The following is a 17,000-nucleotide window of genomic DNA, read 5'->3' as shown; positions in this document are numbered from 1 at the left end:
AAAGAATCAGAAAGACAGTAAGCGCAAAAGACTGCTGTCTAAAAAAGAACCTCAGAAAATGGAGCGCTCACGTTATTTAAATGTTTTGCTATACGCTGGTTTAGCAGCCATTCTATTCGTGGTGCTCTTCTTCCATGTAAAGCCTGAATCGCTCGACTTAGATTTATTTTCAGTGAGCGAACAGACCATCTATTCTCCATCAACCGTCGATGATCAAGAAGCGACAGAAGAAAAGAAGCAAGAAGCAACAGATCAAGTAGAGGATCAATATACACTCAAAAAAGCGTATTCTGACAATCGTGTTGACCTCATCTCCTCCCTTTTCGAAGCCATTAAAGAAGAGAAGAAAGCAGCTGATGAAAAAGAAAATCCGCCATCAGATACAGAAATGGTCAAGCGTGTCAAAGAAAAACTCACATCAGATATGCAGGAGGCTGTTTCAGACCAATCCATCAAAGCACTGCTTCAGGCAAGTGACGAAAATCTCTCTTTTACTAAGGATTCCATCATCACAGTGGTGAATTCACTGATGAGTAAAGAAATCACAGCAGCGAAATTACAAGATGAGAAAAAACAAGTGAAAACAGAGCTTGAAAATAACTCAATTCCATCCAAATACTTAAATGCGGCGAAAGAAATCGGTGAATTTGCGATCATTCCAAACTATGTATTTGATCCAGTGGCGACAGAGAAGAAAAGGCAAGAAGCCGCTGATAATATTCAGCCGGTTCAAATTAAGCAAGGGCAAATCTTAGTCGAAGAAGGAGAACTTATCGACCGAGAAGTGTATCGTAAATTAGAACTGACAGGGCTCTTAAATAGCTCCAATTTGATTAAACCTGTAAGCGGTCTTATGATCTTGATTGGTCTATTCTTAGCAGCGATTATTCATTCACTTGAATCGAGGAAAAAATCGCTTGTTCATAAGAATAAGTCATTGCTGCTCTACTCGCTCATTTTTACCATTATTTTAGTTATCATGGAAGTATTCAGTCTCTTCCAGGAAACGAAGTATACGACGATAGGTTATGTGGTGCCAGTGGCACTTGGCACGATGCTGATCAAGCTGCTTATCAATGAACGACTAGCGATCTTCTCTGGCCTTGTATTTGCTCTTTGCGGCAGTATGATGTTTAATCAAGGAGTAACCGGCGTCTTTAACTATGTGATCTGCGCTTATTACCTTGTGAGCGGGATGGCGGGCATTTTATTTTTGAGAAAGCATAATGCACGTTCAAAAATATTGCAGGCAGGGCTTTCGGTCGCTTTGGTGAATGTCCTTGTGGTTCTATCCATTACGCTGATTCAAAACTCCTCACCATCAGGACTTGAAATCGGTGTGAACCTTATGATGGCGATTGTGTCAGGGTTTGCATCATCTATTTTGGTCATTGGGCTAATGCCTGTGTTTGAGAGTATGTTCGGCATTCTTTCAACAATGAAGCTGATTGAACTATCAAACCCAAATCATCCGCTGCTTAAAAAGATTTTAACAGAGACACCAGGTACATATCATCATAGTGTCATGGTGGCAAATTTAGCGGATGCTGCATGTGAAGCAGTCGGAGCAAACGGTCTTTTAGCAAGGGTTGGCGCTTATTATCATGACATTGGGAAAACGAAAAGACCGCAATACTTTATCGAAAACCAAATGAATATTGATAATCCGCACGACAAGCTTTCTCCTCAGCTAAGTAAAAATATCATTATTGCCCATACGACAGATGGAGCTGATATGCTGAGAGAAAAGAAGTTTCCTGAAGAGCTTGTCGATATTGCTGAACAGCATCACGGGAAGTCGCTGTTAAAGTTCTTTTACTATAAGGCAAAAGAGCGTGATGATCAGGTGACAGAAGAAGAATTCCGTTATCCTGGGCCAAAACCGCAATCAAAAGAAGCGGCGATTATTTCTGTAGCGGACAGCGTGGAAGCGGCGGTACGATCGATGCATAATCCAAATCCAGAGCGGATCGAAAAGCTCGTCAAAGGCATTATTTCCGATAAAATGCAGGATGGGCAATTTAGCGAATGTGATCTGACATTTAAAGAGTTAAATATTATTAGTCAAACGATTTGTACAACATTAAAGGGGATTTTCCATTCTCGGATTGAATATCCAGATGCCCCGAAGCAGAAGGTGAAGTAAATGACATTGTTAATCGATTTAATAGATGAAACAGGACAAGTATCAAAAGAGCAGCTTGAAGAAGTGGAAAAGCTTCTTCAGTTCGCTGCTGATGCCCTTGAGGTCAAAGATCAAGCGGAGGTATCAGTGACGATCGTTTCAAATGAAGAGATTCATCAAATTAATAAAGAATACCGCGGAAAAGACGCACCAACGGATGTGATCTCCTTTGCACTCGAAGAAGAAGGAGAAGGGGAAATTGAAATCATTGGTGCTGATGATATTCCGCCTGTACTCGGTGACATCATCATTAGTGTGGACCGTACGAAAGAGCAGGCAGAGGAATATGGACATTCCTTTATGAGAGAGCTTGGATTTCTCACCATTCATGGGTTCCTGCATTTGCTCGGGTTTGATCATATGACAGAGGAAGATGAAAAAGAAATGTTCGCCAAACAGACAAAGATCTTGGATGATTATGGCCTTTCAAGATCTTCGTAAGAAAAGAAGGCCGCTTGCCCGTTTTTTTCGGAGCTTTTATTATGCATTTAGAGGAATATGGCGAACTTTCTTGAATGAACGGAATTTTCGATTTCACACAGTCGCAGCCATCATCGTGGTGATCTGCGGCTTTTGGTTTCACATTGAACCATTCGAATGGATGATCGTTTTGCTTTTATGCGGGGGGATGTTTGCGCTTGAACTTGTCAATACAGCCATTGAACATACAGTGGACCTTATGACAGAAGAGAGGCACCCGCTTGCTGAGAAAGCGAAAGACGCCGCAGCAGGCGCTGTTTGCGTTTACGCCGCGATTTCGGTTATGATTGGGTTGATGATCTTCTTACCGAAGATCATGCAATAGAACAATATTACTATTTATTAACATTTTTAGAAATGGGCGTGAAAATGTCACGTGAATTATGTAAAATATAAATGTGACAGTGGGTCCATTTCTTCTGAAAGTGGGAACTAGGAATGAACAAACAAGAGTTGATTTCAGAAGCAGTTAAAGCAAGAGATTTTGCATATGTACCCTATTCAAAATTCAAAGTCGGTGCAGCATTGTTGTCGAATGATGGAAAAGTGTATGGCGGCTGCAACATTGAAAATGCAGCATATGGTATGTGTAATTGTGCGGAAAGAACAGCACTTTTTAAAGCCTATTCAGAAGGCATCACATCGTTTCAAATGCTAGCGGTAGTGGCTGATACAGACCGGCCTGTTTCGCCGTGCGGCGCATGCAGACAGGTTATTTCAGAGCTATGTGCACCTGACATGCCAGTGATTCTAACGAACTTAAAAGGACAAATATACGAAACAACAGTAAACGAACTATTGCCAGGCGCATTTTCACCGGAGGATTTAAATGACTAACGAAAGCTTCAAATCAGGATTTGTATCCATTATTGGAAGACCAAATGTAGGAAAATCAACCTTTCTTAATCGTGTGATTGGACAAAAGATCGCCATCATGAGTGATAAGCCCCAAACGACACGAAACAAAGTGCAAGGTGTCTTAACAACAAATACGTCACAAACGATCTTTATCGATACACCAGGGATTCATAAACCTAAGCATAAGCTTGGTGATTTTATGATGAAAGTGGCTACAAATACACTGAAGGAAGTCGACCTGATCTTGTTTATGATCAATGCAAAGGAAGGCTATGGCAAGGGTGATGAATTCATCATTGAACGACTCAAGCAAACATCTACACCGGTATTCCTAGTCGTCAATAAAATCGACCAAATTCACCCAGATGAGCTGTTCCTTTTAATTGATGAATACCGCACACGTTATCCATTTAAGGAAATTGTGCCAATTTCAGCTCTTGAAGGAAACAACATTGACACGCTTCTTCAGCAGGTTGAAGGTTATCTTCCTGAGGGCCCGCAATTTTATCCAGCAGATCAAGTAACAGATCATCCAGAGCGGTTTATTATTTCTGAATTAATTCGTGAAAAAGTGCTGCATTTAACAAGAGAAGAGATCCCGCACAGCATTGCAGTGGCGATCGAATCCATTAAGCCAGATGAAAATGGCAAGATCCATGTGGCGGCGACCATTGTCGTAGAACGTGATTCACAAAAAGGGATTGTTATTGGGAAACGAGGCAGCTTATTAAAAGAAGTGGGACAAAAAGCGCGCAGAGATATTGAAGCACTTCTCGGTTCAAAAGTGTATCTGGAGCTTTGGGTAAAGGTTCAGAAGGACTGGCGTAATAAATCCACTCACCTTCGTGACTTCGGATTTAGAGACGACGAATATTAAAAAATTGCTGCTGTTGTCATAAAATCTGACAATGGTGCGGTTCGATTAGTAAAAATTGTTTATCATGAAATGGAGGTAGCCTGGTCAAGATATAATTAATATGTTGGATGTAGCGTTGCTGCTTCTAATAAAGAAAGGTGGGGTTTTTATGTTGAATTTTACATGGAACGTATTTTCACAAACAGGAAGCGTTGACACGTATCTGCTTTTCAAAGAGTTAGAAAAGGAGAACCTGGAAAGACCCGATGTACTTGAAGAAGAGATAGCACGATTTGATTTTCCAATCTTATAATTCTTGACCCCCTCCAATGCTCGGAGTGTAGACAAATGCTCATTAAAAGTGAAGGAATCGTCCTTAGAACAACAGATTATGGCGAAACAAACAAAATTGTCACGCTGCTCACTAGAGAACATGGGAAAATTGGTGTGATGGCAAGAGGCGCAAAAAAATCAAACAGCCGCCTGTCAGCCATAAGCCAGCCGTTTTTATACGGAACCTTCCTGATCCAATCATCAACAGGACTTGGAACGCTCCAGCAAGGCGAAATGATTGAAAGTATGCGAACCATTCGGGAGGATTTATTTTTGACCGCATATGCCGCATATATGACAGAGTTACTCGATAAAGGCACAGAAGAAAAAAAGCCAAACCCTTATTTGTTTGAGCTCCTGCTTCAATCTTTGCGTCATCTGAATGAAGGCACAGATGCTGATATTATCTTATTTATCGTAGAGGTCAAAATGTTATCAGTGATGGGAATGAAGCCCGAACTGGATCAATGTGTCCACTGTGGTCAAAAGGAAGGGCAGTTTCATTTCTCGATTAGAGACAACGGCTTTATTTGCCAAAATTGCTTTTCTAAAGATCCGTATAAACTGCCCTTATCTCCAGCAGCTGCAAGGCTGCTCCGTTTATTTCATTATTTTGATTTATCAAGGCTCGGTCAGGTTGATGTGAAACCGCAGACGAAACAAGAAATTCGTCAAGTGCTCGATCACTACTATGAAGAGTATTCAGGCCTTTATTTGAAATCAAAAAAATTCATGAATCAGATGGAATCCATGAAAAAGCTCATGGGTGGGGAAAACAAAAGTTGACATCTTCCATGACTTTTTGTAAGATCATCTAAGATAAAATATGTTGCATTGACAGAAAGAAGTACTTGCGCAAAATCCATAAAAGCGACCTTAGGGCGGTGTGAGCTAAGGATGGAGGCGTAACGAAAGGCATTCTTGAGCAACGTAAAACAAAGCGGCTGGATGCTACGATACCAGCAAATAGGGTGGAACCGCGGGAAAAACTCTCGTCCCTATGTTTGCAAGGAGCCTTGCGAGCATAGAGACGGGAGTTTTTGTGTTCTTTTGCGGGGTTCTAGACCCACCCGCCATACATAGCGGATGGTGTAGAAAAGATGGAGGTGCGATCATTGAATATTCAAGACATGATTTTGACGTTGCAAAAGCATTGGTCAAATGAAGGCTGCGTATTAATGCAGGCGTATGACACAGAAAAAGGTGCCGGAACGATGAGTCCATACACGTTCCTGCGAAGCATTGGTCCAGAGCCATGGAAGGTAGCGTATGTAGAGCCTTCAAGACGCCCGGCTGATGGCAGATATGGAGAAAACCCAAATAGATTGTATCAGCATCATCAATTCCAAGTAATCATTAAGCCGTCACCTGACAATATTCAAGAACTGTATCTTGAATCTTTGAAAGCGCTTGGTATTGACCCGCTGAAACATGATATTCGTTTTGTAGAAGACAACTGGGAAAACCCATCTCTTGGCTGTGCAGGGCTTGGTTGGGAAGTATGGCTTGATGGGATGGAAATCACCCAATTCACGTATTTCCAGCAAGTCGGCGGCTTAGAATGTAAGCCCGTTTCCGTTGAAATCACATACGGTATTGAACGTCTTGCTTCCTACATCCAAGACAAAGAAAATGTCTTCGATCTTGAATGGACTGACGGATTCACGGTGAGAGATTTATTCTTAATGGCTGAATATGAGCATTCTGTTTATACATTTGAAACATCTAATACTGATATGCTGTTTGATTTATTTACAACCTATGAGAAAGAAGCGCATAGCCAAATGGACAAAGGGCTTGTTCACCCTGCATACGATTATGTGCTCAAATGCTCTCATACGTTTAACCTGCTCGATGCAAAGGGCGCAATTTCTGTTACTGAGCGAACTGGTTATATCGGAAGAGTGCGCCAGTTAGCAAGAAAAGTAGCCAAAACATATTATGAAGAACGAGAAAAATTGGGATTCCCTATGCTAAAAGAGGAGGCGGCTTCTCATGAATAAACAAGATGTATTACTCGAAATCGGCTTAGAAGAGATGCCGGCTCGTTTCATGCCAGAAAGCACAAAGCAGCTAGGCGAGAAAGTAAAAGTGTGGTTTGAAGAGCAAAACATTTCATTTGAAGATGTTGCTCTATTTAACTCACCAAGACGTCTTGCTGTACTTGTGAAAGGTGTCGCAGAAAAACAAGAAGACATCAAAGAAGAAGCAAAAGGTCCGGCTAAAAAGATCGCACAAGATGCGGAAGGCAATTGGACAAAAGCAGCGGAAGGCTTTGCCCGCGGACAAGGTGCTTCAACAGATGATCTCTATTTTAAAGAGATCAAAGGAGTAGATTATGTCCATGTCCAGAAGTTTCAAGAAGGAAAGCAAGTTAAAGATCTTCTGCCAGCATTAGGTGAGATCGCCACTTCATTAAGTTTTCCAAAGAACATGAGATGGGGAAGCAAAGATTTACGCTACATCCGTCCGATTAAATGGATTGTTTGTTTATTTGGAGAGGAGATTGTACCTGCTCACATTGCTGGGGTGAAAAGCGGCCGCGAGACAAGGGGACACCGTTTCCTTGGTAAGGCAGCCACCATCGACTCGCCTGCTTCTTATGAGCAAACATTGCGCGATCAATTTGTCATTGCAGATTCAGATAAAAGAAAACAATCCATTACCGAGCAGCTAAATGCTCTATCTTCAGAAAAAGGCTGGGTGATACCTGTTGATCCTGAGCTTCTAGAAGAGGTCAACAATCTTGTAGAATACCCAACGGTACTATCTGGTTCCTTTGAAAAAGAATTCCTTGCATTGCCGGAAGAAGTATTGGTAACGACAATGAAAGAGCATCAGCGCTATTTCCCTGTGAAAAATGAGCAAGGTGAATTATTGCCTCACTTTATTACGGTGAGAAATGGAAACAGTGAGGCGCTTGAAAATGTCGCAAGAGGGAACGAAAAAGTACTTCGTGCACGTTTATCAGATGCTGCCTTCTTCTATAAAGAAGACGAAAAACTAGTCATTGAAGACAATATTAAAAAGCTTGATAAGGTTGTATTCCATGAGAAACTTGGCACAATTGGCGACAAGCTCAAGAGAGTGACAGACATTGCGACGCGTCTAGCAGCGCATGTCGGTGCAGATGACGAAACGACAGAGCGTGTGGCAAGAGCCGCAAGTATTTCGAAATTTGATCTTGTGACTCAAATGGTCTATGAATTCCCAGAATTACAAGGAATCATGGGCGAGAAATATGCAAAAGCACTTGGTGAACATGAAGAAGTGGCAAAGAGCATCAATGAGCACTATATGCCGCGCTTTGCCGGTGATGAGGCGCCTTCCACTTTAATTGGTGCGATTGTGGCAGTAGCCGATAAGCTGGATTCTATTTGTTCCTTCTTCTCAATTGATGTCATTCCAACGGGCTCTCAAGATCCTTATGGACTAAGAAGACAAGCGAGCGGTATCGTTCAAATTCTGCTTGATCGTCATTGGAACATTTCATTCAAAGAGCTTTTGGCACTTGCTCAAGTAGAAGCAGCACATGAAACGGCTCTCATTGAATTTTTAACACACCGTTTAAAATATGTCCTCCAAGCAGAGCATATCCGTCATGATGTTGTCGATGCAGTACTGGATGTTGAAAATATTGAACCTTATGCAGTCGTGAAAAAAGCAGCTGTTCTTGAAGAGAGCGTGAAACAAGAAAGCTTCAAAGAAACAGCAGAAGCATTAGGACGCGTCATTTCAATCAGTAAAAAAGGGGAAGACGCAGAGATTCAGCCTGAGCTGTTTGAAAATGAGCATGAGCAAAAGCTATATGAGGCGTATCAGCAAGTAGAGACAGCTGTCAATGAACATGTAGCAGCAGGGCAATACAGCGCAGCACTTGAGGCGCTTGATACGTTAAAAACACCGATTGTTCATTATTTCGATCACACAATGGTTCATGCAGATGATGAAAAGCTGAAGCGAAATCGTTTGGCACAAATGGTCAAACTAGCAAAAGTCATTCAATCATTTGCGAATATGAACAATTTAATAGTAAAATAAATACCTAAGAACGGTTGCCTTTTTTGAAGGGCAATCGTTTTTTACTCATTTAATTCACGGTTTTTGAGTGGATTTTTGTTTCATTCGGACAAAGATGCGCTATAATATGATGAGTTATGAAAATGATATACATAAAGTAAAGATTCGCTCTCTCTATTTAAAGGTGGTGAGTACAATCGAGTTAAATAAACGGCAAGAGCAGATTTTACAGATTGTCAAAGAGAATGGTCCGATCACTGGAGAGCATATCGCCGATCGGCTGAACTTAACTAGGGCGACCCTCAGACCGGATTTAGCCATATTAACGATGTCAGGCTTTTTAGAAGCAAGACCAAGGGTCGGCTACTTTTTCACAGGAAAAACAGGTACGCAGCTTCTAGCAGATAAGTTGAAAAAACTTCAAGTGAAAGATTTTCAATCCATTCCAGTGGTGATACATGAGAATGTTTCAGTTTATGATGCGATTTGTACGATGTTTTTAGAAGATGTGGGCACATTATTCGTTGTGGACGATCACTCTATTTTAACAGGCGTGTTGTCAAGGAAAGACCTCCTTCGCGCAAGTATTGGAAAACAGGAGCTTCCATCTATTCCTGTCCATATTATTATGACAAGAATGCCGAACATCACCGTTTGCCGCAAGGAAGATTTCATTATGGGTGTGGCGAAGCACTTGATTGAAAAGCAGATAGACGCACTTCCTGTTATAAAAGATACGGATAAAGGCTTTGAAGTGGTCGGCAGAATTACGAAAACAAACATGACGAAAATACTTGTTAACTTATCGGAGAATGAAATAATCTAATTACAGAAGACTGCGAGGGGATGTTATGAGTAATCGCGTAATTTTTGTGGTATCAGATTCAGTAGGAGAAACGGCAGAGCTCGTAGTCAAAGCGGCACTTAGCCAATTTGATGGCGGCTCATCAGACCATTCAAATATCAGAAGAATCCCGTATGTAGAGGATGTCGGTACGATTAAAGAAGTCATTTCACTGGCGAAAGCAGATAACGGAATCGTCTGCTTTACTCTTGTTGTGCCAGAAATGCGCCAATTCTTAATTGAAGAGGCAGAAGCAAACGGAGTCGTTTATTATGACATCATCGGACCACTGATCGATAAAATGGAGACTGCTTATGGAAATGAAGCGAAACATGAGCCGGGGCGTGTACGTCAATTAGATGAGGATTATTTTAAAAAGGTTGAAGCCATTGAGTTCGCAGTGAAGTATGATGACGGCAGAGACCCAAGAGGCATTCTAAAGGCTGATATTGTGCTCATCGGTGTATCACGCACATCTAAGACACCACTATCTCAATACTTGGCGCATAAACGGCTGAAGGTAGCAAACGTTCCAATTGTTCCTGAAGTAGATCCGCCAGAGGAGTTATTTTCAGTTGATCCAAAGAAATGCATCGGTCTGAAAATCAGTCCAGACAAACTAAATCATATTCGTAAAGAGCGTTTGAAATCTCTAGGTTTAAATGATCGCGCGATTTATGCGAACATTGAACGGATTAAAGAAGAGCTAGAGTATTTTGAAAAAGTGGTGGACCGCATTGACTGTCAAGTTGTTGATGTATCGAATAAAGCAGTTGAAGAAACGGCAAATGTCATTCATCAAATGCTGACCAAAAGAGGTTCCGAATAAACTCAGGATGCTCCTCCTGGGTTTTTCCTATGGTGGGAAACGGGTAAACAAAAACAATGGCATATTTGCTGCATTTGTATTATAATAAAAAATTGTGATAAAATGATTGATTTTAGGTTTAAGTTAAGTCAAGAACGAATAAACTATTATTGGCAGAAGTCAAGTGATTCTGAACATAACTTTTCGACAAAATGAGTTTTACTGTTGTTTGCTATATGGGGGAAAAGTATGGTCTTTTTGCTTCTCTAAAGCAGGAATAAGGTGGAGGGATGGAGAATTAGTCACCTGAATGAACATAAACAAGAGAGGACGATTTATGTCGATGCAGATGCTTGTCCTGTAAAAGACGAAATCCTTTCTGTCGCATCTCAATTTCAAGTACCTGTGACGTTCATTGCTTCATATGAGCATTTTCAAACCAAAAGATCTCCACTTGAAGATTGGCGGTTTGTAGATACACATAAGGAAGCAGCGGATTTAGTCATTGCGAACTCAGCTTCAGCGCATGATATTGTCGTCACCCAAGACATTGGTCTTGCCTCCTTACTGCTTCCAAGACAGGTCATTGTACTGTCTGAAAGAGGACGGATGTACACAAACGAAACAATTGATTTTGATTTGGAACGCAGACATGTTTCCAGTAAACAGCGAAGAAAAGGTGTATATGGAAAAGGTCCCAAAAAGCTTTTAGAAGAGGATAAAAAGCGATTTATTACGCAACTACAAAAAATCCTGTCGAATCATGAAGGATTTTTGAATTAAAAGGCGAATAATGTACGACGGAGTGTTATTAGGATGAGCAAACGTATACCAGATGAACTTTTGGAGCAAATCCAAAAAAACGCAGACATTGTCGAAGTGATTGGAGAATACGTACAGCTTAGAAAGCAAGGTCGAAATTATTTCGGTCTTTGTCCATTCCATGGTGAAAATACTCCTTCATTCTCTGTTTCAGCAGATAAGCAAATCTTCCATTGTTTTGGCTGTGGTGCAGGAGGTAATGTATTTTCGTTCCTCAGACAAATGGAAGGCTACTCATTTATTGAAGCCGTTTCACATGTTGCTGATAAGTACCATATTGATTTGCCTGATCATGTAGCAAATGCTCAGATCATCTCCTCACAGCAAGAGGACACTGCAGATCATAAAATGATTGAAGCGCATGAGCTTCTTAAGAAATTTTACCACCATTTGCTGGTAAATACAAAGGAAGGTCAAAATGCACTCGATTATTTACGGGCGAGAGGCTTTACAGATGAAACAATTGCCAAGTTTGAGATCGGATATGCTCTTGACTCTTGGGATTTCGTGACCAAGTTTTTAGAAAAGCGAGGGTTTGATCCTGTGATGATGGAGAAGGCCGGTCTTTTGATTCAACGTGAAAACGGAACAGGCTTTTTTGACCGCTTTAGGGATCGTGTGATGTTTCCCATTCATGATCATCACGGGACAGTCATCGCTTTTTCCGGAAGATCGCTTGGTGATCAGCAGCCTAAGTATATGAATAGTCCTGAAACGCCACTTTTTCATAAAAGTAAGCTGCTTTATCACTTTCATGACGCGCGTATGCATATTCGAAAACGCGAACGGGCGGTTCTTTTCGAAGGATTTGCTGACGTCATTTCAGCTGTCACATCAGGTGTCGGCGAAAGTGTTGCAACAATGGGTACGTCTCTAACAGAAGAGCACGTAAAACTTCTCAGACGGAACGTAGAAGAGATCATTCTTTGCTATGACTCTGACACGGCCGGTTATGAAGCCACCATGAAAGCATCAGATTTGCTTGGAAAAAGAGGATGTAAAGTTCGCGTTGCCATGATACCAGATGGACTTGATCCAGATGATTACATTCGTAAATATGGTGGCGAGAAATTTAGGAATGACATCATAGATGCAAGTGTGACATTAATGACTTTTAAGATGAACTTTTTCCGTAGGGGAAAGAATTTATCTGATGAAGGAGACCGGCTTACTTATATGAAGCAGGTACTCCGAGAAATTAGCCGATTAAACGGTTCCTTGGAACAAGAGATTTACATGAAACAGCTTGCTGGAGAGTTCTCGATCTCACTTGATTCATTAAAGGAACAACTGGAGCTGTTTGAAAAACAGCAGCGTCAAGAAGACAAAAGCACGCAGGAAGAAAGCGGGCTTGAAAAACGGCGTGCACATCTGTCAACACAGGTACGAAGAAAGCGTCTGCGGCCAGCATATGAAAATGCAGAGCGAATGCTGCTTGCTCATATGTTAAAAAGCGATGACGTGATCCGAAAAGTACTTGACAGAGTAGGGATTGAATTTAATATAGATTCTCACAGGGCGCTGGCCACGTACATTTATGCTTTGTATGAAGAAGGCAAAGAACCAACGCCGCAGCACCTGATGAACCGTATAGAAGATGATATCATCAATCAGCTTCTGACGGATATATTCATGATTCAAGTTGGAGACGAACTAAGTGAAGCTGAATTAAGTGATTATGTAAAAAAAGTGTTGAATCATCGGAATTTGTCAATGATAAAGGAAAAAGAACTAGAACGTGCAGAAGCGGAGAGGCAAAAAGATTTCTTCAAAGCGGCAACACTTGCAAAAGAAATTGTTCAGTTGAACCGTTCGCTGAAGTAATACGTCTAATATTTATGACAAGACTTACGGCTGGCAATGAATCCTTTACGGGAGGAGCATAAGACCGCAAGCATCTTGCCTTCATCATTTTTTATTTTATTCCTATTTGCTCATCTGTTTGATAAAGAGAGAAAAGCAGAGCGGAAGCAAATCGCAAGTTACTTTAGAATTCGTTGCAAGCTTTGGAAGGAGGGATCCATAATGGCTGATAAACAAGCCCACGAAACCGAAACTGAATTAACCTTTGAACAGGTGAGAGATAAGCTCACTGAAACGGGTAAAAAACGGGGCGTTTTAACATACGAAGAAATTGCAGAGCGTATGTCTAGCTTTGAAATTGAATCAGACCAAATGGATGAATACTATGAATATTTAGGCGAACAGGGTGTAGAGCTCATTAGTGAAAACGAAGAGACAGAAGACCCAAATGTTCAGCAGCTGGCTAAAGCAGAAGAAGAATTTGACCTAAATGATTTAAGCGTACCACCAGGTGTCAAAATTAATGATCCTGTTCGTATGTACTTAAAAGAAATCGGACGCGTCAATTTGTTATCTGCTAAAGAAGAAATTACGTATGCTCAAAAGATCGAAGAAGGCGATGAGGAATCAAAAAGAAGATTAGCGGAAGCAAACCTTCGTCTCGTTGTCAGCATCGCGAAACGCTACGTCGGACGTGGTATGCTGTTCCTTGACTTGATTCAAGAAGGAAACATGGGTCTTATGAAGGCAGTTGAGAAGTTTGATTACCGCAAAGGATACAAATTCTCAACATATGCGACTTGGTGGATTAGACAGGCGATCACGCGTGCGATTGCCGATCAGGCAAGAACAATCAGGATCCCGGTTCATATGGTAGAAACCATTAATAAATTGATCCGTGTTCAAAGACAGCTTCTGCAAGACCTAGGCAGAGAACCAACGCCAGAGGAAATTGCTGAAGACATGGATTTAACGCCAGAAAAGGTTAGAGAAATTCTTAAAATTGCACAAGAGCCAGTATCTTTAGAAACACCTATTGGTGAAGAAGATGACTCGCACCTTGGTGATTTTATTGAAGACCAAGAGGCGACATCTCCATCTGACCATGCTGCATACGAATTGTTAAAAGAGCAGCTTGAAGATGTACTAGACACGCTAACGGACCGTGAAGAAAATGTACTGAGACTACGTTTCGGACTAGATGACGGAAGAACACGTACGTTAGAAGAGGTTGGAAAGGTGTTCGGCGTCACAAGAGAGCGTATCCGCCAAATTGAAGCGAAAGCTCTGCGTAAATTAAGACACCCAAGCAGAAGTAAACGATTAAAAGACTTCTTAGAGTAGAAACTGGACGGATCTTGAAAGAGATCCGTTCTTTCTTCATCAAAAATGAAAACGCTTTTTTCAATCTGATTATATTTTACTGAATAAATAATAAATTTGCAACGTTCTTAGAGAAAAGATGTATAAAAAATACATCAAAATGTGCTGAAGGCTTCATTTCTCATCTTTGCATCATTTTTGTCTAATCTGTGAACTTGACCAAAGTTTTGTATCATAATTCGTTTACTTTTTGTAAAATTAAAGTAGAATTAGAATTGTTTGTATAGTCTTAAAGGGGTTTTCACAAAGGGGAGGATGAAAGAAATGAAACGGAATCCACTTATACCATTTTTATTGATTGCCATTTTAGGTATTGGACTCACTTTTTTCTTATCAATGAAGGGGCTGAAAGATGAAGACAAAATCGCCTCTGGAGGCGAGGAGCAAAAGCAAGAAGAAACAGCGAATGCGACGCCGGAAGAATTGTATAAGCAAAACTGTCTGAGTTGTCACGGGGAAAACTATGAAGGCGGTGCAGGTCCTGCATTAAAAGGTGTTGGAGACAAGCTTGAAGTAGCAGACATCAAGAAGAAAATTCAAGAAGGCGGCAACGGGATGCCAGGCGGGCTAATCCCGAATGAAAAGCTCGATGAAATGTCAGAATGGGTATCCAAAATTAAATAATGTTACGCAAAAAGCTCTTTTTGATCAGAAGAGCTTTTTTCATTTGAAAACGACTTTTAAAAAGTCCATAATTTATATAAGATAGACAAGTATGAACATTAAAGAAAAGTAGTGATACGTATGAATGAAATGAATTTATCAAAACGATTAAAAAGAGTCGCAGACTTTTTACCACATGAGGCTGTCTTTGCTGATATCGGCTCAGATCATGCCTATTTGCCGTGCTATGCAATCCTGCATCAAAAAGCAGTAAAAGCGGTTGCTGGTGAAATTACAGAAGGACCGCTTCAATCGGCGAAGCAGCAAGTACATAGACTTGAATTAGATGACCAGATCTCGGTCAGAAAAGGTAATGGTCTTGAAGTCATTGAAAAGGGCGAAGTGAATGCTGTAACGATTGCAGGTATGGGCGGAGCACTCATCGCAAGCATTTTACATGACGGCAAGCATAAGCTCACAGGCCATGAAAGGCTTATTCTTCAGCCGAATACCCATGCTCACCACATTCGTTTATGGCTCTATCAAGAGGGGTATGAATTGATGGGTGAAGTCATTTTAGAAGAGGATGGCAAAATATACGAAATCATCATCGCCGAAAAAGGCGACAAAGATAAAGCCTATGAAGGGATGTCAATTGAAACAGGCATGCTAGTTGGTCCGTTTCTTGCGAAAGAGCAAAATGACGTCTTCCGGCGCAAGTGGATGCAAGAGCTTCAGCATATGGAGAAGATAGAAAGTCAAATTCAGCAGGCAGCGCGAACAGAAGAGAACAAGGAGCGTCTTGAAGAGCTGCATGTAAAAATAAAGATTCTAAAGGAGGTTTTGACTGTTGGCTAAAACAGTAAACGGACATGAAATCATCCAATTATTTGAACAATTTTCACCAAAGGCATATGCCATGGAAGGTGACAAAATCGGTCTCCAGATTGGGACGTTAAATAAAAAGGTAAACAATGTCATGATCACCTTAGATGTACTAGAGAATGTGGTAGATGAGGCGATCGAAAAAAATGTGGATCTCATGATTGCTCACCATCCGCCGATCTTCCGTCCGTTAAAACATGTAGCGACAGATCAGCCAGCTGGACGAATCATTGAGAAATGCATCAAACATGATATTGCAGTATATGTGGCACATACGAATTTAGATGTGGCTGATGGAGGAGTCAATGACTTGCTTGCGGAGGCTTTAGAGCTTGAAGAAACAAGTGTGTTAGTCCCGACATATGAAGATCAAATCAAACAGCTTGCCCTCTATGTCCCGCAGGAATTTGAAGAAGCCATCCGGACAGCTTTAGGAAATGCGGGCGCCGGCCATATTGGCAACTACAGCCATTGTGCGTTTTCAAATGAAGGGACAGGCAGCTTTTTGCCATCAGAAGATGCGGACCCGTTCATTGGTGAGACCGGTCAATTGGAATTTGTTAAAGAAGTACGGATTGAAACCATTTTCCCGGCAAGTATTGAAAAACAAGTCATTCGTGAAATGATCAAAGCACATCCTTATGAAGAAGTCGCTTATAGTGTACACACGACAGACCTTCCTCCTATTCAAAAAGGGCTTGGCCGTATAGGGGAGCTAAGAGAGCCTATGACCCTTGGAGACTTCGCGCGATTTGTGAAGACAAAGCTGGATGTAAATGGTGCTCGCTTTGTAGGTGATCAGGACGCTGTTGTGAAAAAAGTAGCTGTGCTTGGCGGAGACGGAAATAAATACATTCATCAAGCAAAAAGAATGGGTGCTGATGTGTATGTGACAGGGGATCTTTATTTCCATGTCGCCCATGATGCCATGATGCTCGGGCTGAACGTAGTGGACCCAGGGCATTATGCAGAAAAGATGATGAAAGAGGGCGTAAAGGCGAAGCTTCAATCGCTATGTTCAGAGAAAAAGTATGATGTACAGCTCTTTGTTTCTGAATCAAACACAAATCCATTTCAATTTATGTAAACAAAAAAACGTCAGAGCATAGAAGCTCTGACG

17 protein-coding genes are annotated in these 17,000 nt (G+C 41.2%); all 17 read left to right on the top strand.

What is annotated here, in order from left to right; genetic code table 11:
- The first annotated feature begins 58 nt into the window (after nucleotides 1–58).
- The 17 genes from MHH54_RS11675 to MHH54_RS11595 all read left to right on the top strand — a co-directional run bounded on the left by MHH54_RS11675 (nucleotide 59) and on the right by MHH54_RS11595 (nucleotide 16,967).
- The gene (locus MHH54_RS11675) at nucleotides 59–2,146 is read left to right on the top strand and encodes an HD family phosphohydrolase (protein ID WP_189286497.1); all 2,088 of its coding nucleotides are present in this window, start codon (nucleotides 59–61) and stop codon (nucleotides 2,144–2,146) included.
- The gene (gene ybeY, locus MHH54_RS11670; RefSeq protein ID WP_012010615.1) at nucleotides 2,147–2,626 is read left to right on the top strand and encodes an rRNA maturation RNase YbeY; all 480 of its coding nucleotides are present in this window, start codon (nucleotides 2,147–2,149) and stop codon (nucleotides 2,624–2,626) included.
- The gene (locus MHH54_RS11665) at nucleotides 2,604–2,990 is read left to right on the top strand and encodes a diacylglycerol kinase family protein (protein ID WP_003217363.1); all 387 of its coding nucleotides are present in this window, start codon (nucleotides 2,604–2,606) and stop codon (nucleotides 2,988–2,990) included. Before ybeY ends, MHH54_RS11665 begins: the two co-directional genes overlap by 23 nt.
- A 113-nt stretch (nucleotides 2,991–3,103) precedes the next feature.
- Nucleotides 3,104–3,502 (top strand): cytidine deaminase, encoded by a 399-nt coding sequence (locus tag MHH54_RS11660; protein ID WP_003217296.1) that lies wholly within the window; start codon nucleotides 3,104–3,106, stop codon nucleotides 3,500–3,502.
- Nucleotides 3,495–4,400, top strand: a complete 906-nt coding sequence (gene era, locus MHH54_RS11655) for a GTPase Era (protein WP_003217394.1) — start codon at nucleotides 3,495–3,497, stop codon at nucleotides 4,398–4,400. Before MHH54_RS11660 ends, era begins: the two co-directional genes overlap by 8 nt.
- Nucleotides 4,401–4,548: 148 nt before the next feature.
- Nucleotides 4,549–4,692 carry a YqzL family protein gene (locus MHH54_RS11650; protein WP_003217288.1) on the top strand — a complete coding sequence of 48 codons (144 nt, stop codon included), beginning with the start codon at nucleotides 4,549–4,551 and terminating at the stop codon, nucleotides 4,690–4,692.
- A gap of 35 nt (nucleotides 4,693–4,727) precedes the next feature.
- Nucleotides 4,728–5,498, top strand: coding sequence for a DNA repair protein RecO (gene recO / locus MHH54_RS11645; protein WP_034661344.1), 771 nt, complete (start codon nucleotides 4,728–4,730; stop codon nucleotides 5,496–5,498).
- A gap of 329 nt (nucleotides 5,499–5,827) precedes the next feature.
- Nucleotides 5,828–6,715, top strand: a complete 888-nt coding sequence (glyQ, locus tag MHH54_RS11640; protein ID WP_003217487.1) for a glycine--tRNA ligase subunit alpha — start codon at nucleotides 5,828–5,830, stop codon at nucleotides 6,713–6,715.
- Nucleotides 6,708–8,753 carry a glycine--tRNA ligase subunit beta gene (gene glyS, locus MHH54_RS11635; protein ID WP_342500265.1) on the top strand — a complete coding sequence of 682 codons (2,046 nt, stop codon included), beginning with the start codon at nucleotides 6,708–6,710 and terminating at the stop codon, nucleotides 8,751–8,753. Before glyQ ends, glyS begins: the two co-directional genes overlap by 8 nt.
- 166 nt (nucleotides 8,754–8,919) lie before the next feature.
- On the top strand, nucleotides 8,920–9,558 hold the full coding sequence (locus MHH54_RS11630; protein WP_034620854.1) for a helix-turn-helix transcriptional regulator: 639 nt from the start codon (nucleotides 8,920–8,922) through the stop codon (nucleotides 9,556–9,558).
- Between the two features lie 25 nt (nucleotides 9,559–9,583).
- Complete coding sequence (locus MHH54_RS11625) at nucleotides 9,584–10,405, top strand: pyruvate, water dikinase regulatory protein (protein ID WP_003217375.1); 822 nt, start codon at nucleotides 9,584–9,586, stop codon at nucleotides 10,403–10,405.
- Between the two features lie 261 nt (nucleotides 10,406–10,666).
- Nucleotides 10,667–11,167 carry a YaiI/YqxD family protein gene (locus tag MHH54_RS11620; RefSeq protein ID WP_003217513.1) on the top strand — a complete coding sequence of 167 codons (501 nt, stop codon included), beginning with the start codon at nucleotides 10,667–10,669 and terminating at the stop codon, nucleotides 11,165–11,167.
- A gap of 33 nt (nucleotides 11,168–11,200) precedes the next feature.
- Entirely contained in the window at nucleotides 11,201–13,030 is a 1,830-nt protein-coding gene (gene dnaG / locus MHH54_RS11615; protein WP_106029135.1) for a DNA primase, read from the top strand.
- 201 nt (nucleotides 13,031–13,231) lie between these two features.
- Entirely contained in the window at nucleotides 13,232–14,353 is a 1,122-nt protein-coding gene (gene rpoD, locus MHH54_RS11610) for an RNA polymerase sigma factor RpoD (protein ID WP_008342392.1), read from the top strand.
- 303 nt (nucleotides 14,354–14,656) lie between these two features.
- Nucleotides 14,657–15,016 carry a cytochrome c550 gene (cccA, locus tag MHH54_RS11605; RefSeq protein WP_003217503.1) on the top strand — a complete coding sequence of 120 codons (360 nt, stop codon included), beginning with the start codon at nucleotides 14,657–14,659 and terminating at the stop codon, nucleotides 15,014–15,016.
- Nucleotides 15,017–15,136: 120 nt separating this feature from the next.
- Nucleotides 15,137–15,853, top strand: coding sequence for a tRNA (adenine(22)-N(1))-methyltransferase TrmK (locus MHH54_RS11600; protein ID WP_342500264.1), 717 nt, complete (start codon nucleotides 15,137–15,139; stop codon nucleotides 15,851–15,853).
- Nucleotides 15,846–16,967 carry a Nif3-like dinuclear metal center hexameric protein gene (locus tag MHH54_RS11595; protein ID WP_003217458.1) on the top strand — a complete coding sequence of 374 codons (1,122 nt, stop codon included), beginning with the start codon at nucleotides 15,846–15,848 and terminating at the stop codon, nucleotides 16,965–16,967. The genes MHH54_RS11600 and MHH54_RS11595 overlap by 8 nt, the downstream gene beginning before the upstream one ends.
- Nucleotides 16,968–17,000 lie beyond the last annotated feature (33 nt).

The sequence above is a fragment of the Bacillus sp. FSL K6-4563 genome (genome assembly GCF_038630405.1).
Lineage (GTDB): Bacteria > Bacillota > Bacilli > Bacillales > Bacillaceae > Bacillus > Bacillus pumilus.
Note: the sequence above shows the minus strand (reverse complement) of the source record. Positions and strands in the feature narration are given on the sequence as shown.

Bases quoted from the DNA above. Each gene is read 5' to 3' on its own strand.
- MHH54_RS11650 (WP_003217288.1), top strand. From the start codon at position 4,549: ATGTTGAATTTTACATGGAACGTATTTTCACAAACAGGAAGCGTTGAC.
- MHH54_RS11665 (WP_003217363.1), top strand. From the start codon at position 2,604: ATGGCCTTTCAAGATCTTCGTAAGAAAAGAAGGCCGCTTGCCCGTTTT.
- era (WP_003217394.1), top strand. From the start codon at position 3,495: ATGACTAACGAAAGCTTCAAATCAGGATTTGTATCCATTATTGGAAGA.
- MHH54_RS11660 (WP_003217296.1), top strand. From the start codon at position 3,104: ATGAACAAACAAGAGTTGATTTCAGAAGCAGTTAAAGCAAGAGATTTT.
- MHH54_RS11625 (WP_003217375.1), top strand. From the start codon at position 9,584: ATGAGTAATCGCGTAATTTTTGTGGTATCAGATTCAGTAGGAGAAACG.
- recO (WP_034661344.1), top strand. From the start codon at position 4,728: ATGCTCATTAAAAGTGAAGGAATCGTCCTTAGAACAACAGATTATGGC.
- dnaG (WP_106029135.1), top strand. From the start codon at position 11,201: ATGAGCAAACGTATACCAGATGAACTTTTGGAGCAAATCCAAAAAAAC.
- ybeY (WP_012010615.1), top strand. From the start codon at position 2,147: ATGACATTGTTAATCGATTTAATAGATGAAACAGGACAAGTATCAAAA.
- MHH54_RS11600 (WP_342500264.1), top strand. From the start codon at position 15,137: ATGAATGAAATGAATTTATCAAAACGATTAAAAAGAGTCGCAGACTTT.
- rpoD (WP_008342392.1), top strand. From the start codon at position 13,232: ATGGCTGATAAACAAGCCCACGAAACCGAAACTGAATTAACCTTTGAA.
- glyS (WP_342500265.1), top strand. From the start codon at position 6,708: ATGAATAAACAAGATGTATTACTCGAAATCGGCTTAGAAGAGATGCCG.
- cccA (WP_003217503.1), top strand. From the start codon at position 14,657: ATGAAACGGAATCCACTTATACCATTTTTATTGATTGCCATTTTAGGT.
- MHH54_RS11675 (WP_189286497.1), top strand. From the start codon at position 59: ATGGAGCGCTCACGTTATTTAAATGTTTTGCTATACGCTGGTTTAGCA.